Genomic DNA, 2,703 nt, shown 5'->3' with positions numbered 1-2,703 from the left:
CCAACGATATCCGCCTCGGTTCGGGCGGTCCCGACCACAGTCACCCCGGCCTCCGCCAACAGATCCTGGGTATCTTCTGCCCCCACGCGTGACGGGCGCCGACCGCTGGGTGCCGATCGTCCCGATCCCTGGATTAGGTTGATCGCGTGGCCGCAAACGCACGCAAGACCGCCCGGCGGTTGCTGACGGTATGGTGCGCAGCCGTGGCCGCCGCGGGTCTGTTCGTCGCGTGGCGGATCGATGAGCGGGCGCAACCGTGTTGGAGTGTGCGGCAATTCATCGACTTCAACCGCGACGCGCAGGCCTCGTTGAAGGCGAAGACGCGGTTTGCGCCGCCGGGCTCCTACGAACAAAACTCGGTACCCAGTGACGCCGACTATCAGGCGTGGCTCGACGGCCTGCAGCGGCGAGCCAACCAGGTGACCGCGCCCGGGCTGTCGGCCCACGCGCAGCGAGCGGCAGCGCTGGCCCGTGAATTCATGACGGACGCGAACCGGATGAACGACGACCTAGGCAGACAAGGCCCGCTGAAAACGGAACTGCCGCCATCGGCCAAAGCCGTGGCTCGGGCCAACCAGGAGTTCGGGGACGAGATGGCCACCCTGGCACGCGCCTGCCCCAGCTGAGCGCCCGGCGAGTGCCGCTCCCCCGAAATGCCTCTAGCGGCCGACGCCCAGCGTCGACGTGTAGTAGTTGACGCCGTTCATCGTTTGTCGATCATCGGCGGCCCGTGCGATCGCCCCCAACCCGAAGCCGGCGAGCAGCTGGGCCATCGGCGTTGCGACCGACGCCCACCCGAGCGCATCCAGGTACGCCCCGACGTCGTGGCGCTCACCTTCGAACTGGACCACGTCGAAGTCGAGTTCGAAGCCGTGCTCGCGCCACTTGGCAGTGGCCTCACGCATCCGTTGGCGCGCTGCGTCGGGGTCCATGTCGGCGGTATTCGGCACAGCCTCACTCCCGAGTCGGCTGCCCGGCGCGCTCAGGGCGGTGACCATCTCGAGCAGCCGATCCTGGGCCGCTGGTGTCAGATAGCCGAATAGGCCTTCGGCAATCCATACCGTGGGCTTCTTGACGTCCAAACCCGTCGTAACCAGTGCCGTCGACCAGTCGTCGCGCAGGTCGATGGCGACCGTGCGTAGGTCAACTTTTGGTACGGCACCGAGCTTGGCCAGTGTGGTGGATTTGAACTCGATGACGGCCGGTTGATCCATCTCGAACACCGTCATCCCTTTAGGCCAGTCCAGTCGGTAGGCGCGGGCGTCGAGGCCCGAGGCGAGGATCACGGCTTGACGGATGCCCGCTCCTGCGGCATCGGCACACAACTCGTCGAAGTACCGCGTGCGGGCCGCAATCGATGCGGGCATCTGCGCCAGCCCCCATGAGCTGCCCGCGACGTCGATATCCGAGGCGACGAGCTCGCCGGTAGCCCAGCGGGTCAGAAAGCTCACACCGACCGCGCGCACCAACTGCTCGGCAAAAGGATCGTCGATAATCCCATCCCTGGTGGCGACGGCTCTCGCGGCCGCCGCCATCGTGGCCGTGGTTCCCACTCCGGTAGCCGGACCCCAGGTGCCGTCGTTGGGTGGTGTCATCGTGAACCTCCGAGAGCCGCCTGGATACCGTACAACCCGTCTCCTGGCCCTCCTCAGCGACGCCGCTGACGTGGCCACCGCGACCACATGCGCGCGGCCATGGCGCAATCGATTTTAACGGGTTACCAGTAGGACTCCGCCGTAGTTGTTATCACAATGCGCACCAATCCATTTCGCAGCAACATCGATGTGCGTAATTCCCACGTAAAGCAGTCGTGAGGGCACACCCGAAAACCCGCAGCGGTCCAAACTGTCGCAGACCTGGCAGGCAAAAATGTTTGGCTTGCGGTTGACTGTCATTCGATAACGGCGAACGGCTGCGAGAGGAGCGTCTGTGCCCACCATCACCACCTCGGACGGTGTCGAGATCTTCTACAAGGACTGGGGTTCCGGCCAGCCGATCGTTTTCAGTCACGGCTGGCCGCTGACGGCCGACGACTGGGATGCGCAGATGATGTTCCTCCTGCACCGGGGCTATCGGGTGATCGCTCACGACCGGCGCGGGCATGGCCGGTCCGAGCAGGTCGGGACCGGCAACGACATCGAGCACTGGGTGGCCGATCTGGCCGCGCTGACCGAGCAACTCGAACTGCGCGACGCCGTCCACATCGGGCACTCCACCGGCGGCGCTGAAGTGGCCTGCTATGTGGCGCGCCACCAGGAGCGGGTCGCCAAGGCGGTGCTGGTGTCCTCCCCGACGCCGAGCATGGCGCAGGCCGAGAACAATCCGGGCGGGCAACCCCAGGAGTGGTTCGACGCGGTGCGTGCGGGCATCTTGGGAAATCGATCGGAGTTCTTCCGCGCCGTGCCAGAGGGGCCGTTCTACGGATTCAACCGCCCGGGTGTGGAACCGTCCGAGGCGGTCATCGCGAACTGGTGGCGTCAGGGCATGTCCGGCAGTGCCCAGGCTCACTACGAGACGGTGGTGTCCTGGCTGCAGGACTACTCCGACGAATTGCGGGCGATCACCGTTCCCGTCCTGGTCATGCACGGCGACGACGATCAGATCGTCCCGTTCGCAAGCGCGGCGCCCCGGGCGGTCGACCTCCTTCAGAACGGCGCGGTGAAGGCCTATCCCGGCTACCCGCACGGCATGCTGACCACACAC

General features: G+C 66.0%; 3 protein-coding genes. 2 read left to right on the top strand and 1 reads right to left on the bottom strand.

Annotated elements, in window-relative coordinates; all coding sequences use genetic code 11:
• The first annotated feature begins 146 nt into the window (after positions 1 to 146).
• The gene (locus A9X05_RS16905) at positions 147 to 626 is read left to right on the top strand and encodes a hypothetical protein (protein WP_067782851.1); all 480 of its coding nucleotides are present in this window, start codon (positions 147 to 149) and stop codon (positions 624 to 626) included.
• 33 nt (positions 627 to 659) lie between these two features.
• Here the strand turns inward: A9X05_RS16905 and A9X05_RS16900 are convergent, their stop codons facing one another.
• The gene (locus tag A9X05_RS16900) at positions 660 to 1,595 is read right to left on the bottom strand and encodes an SAM-dependent methyltransferase (RefSeq protein ID WP_067782848.1); all 936 of its coding nucleotides are present in this window, start codon (positions 1,593 to 1,595) and stop codon (positions 660 to 662) included.
• 334 nt (positions 1,596 to 1,929) lie between these two features.
• On the opposite strand from A9X05_RS16900, the gene A9X05_RS16895 reads away from it, so the two are divergent.
• Positions 1,930 to 2,703, top strand: a 774-nt coding sequence (locus tag A9X05_RS16895; protein WP_067761034.1) for an alpha/beta fold hydrolase, incomplete at its 3' end; no start/stop codon positions are given.

Source organism: Mycobacterium sp. E3298, assembly GCF_001666895.1.
GTDB lineage: Bacteria > Actinomycetota > Actinomycetes > Mycobacteriales > Mycobacteriaceae > Mycobacterium.
The sequence above is the reverse complement of the archived record's forward strand: the minus strand, read 5'-3'. Positions and strand labels throughout refer to the sequence as shown.

Bases quoted from the DNA above. Each gene is read 5' to 3' on its own strand.
- A9X05_RS16900 (WP_067782848.1), bottom strand. From the start codon at position 1,595: ATGACACCACCCAACGACGGCACCTGGGGTCCGGCTACCGGAGTGGGA.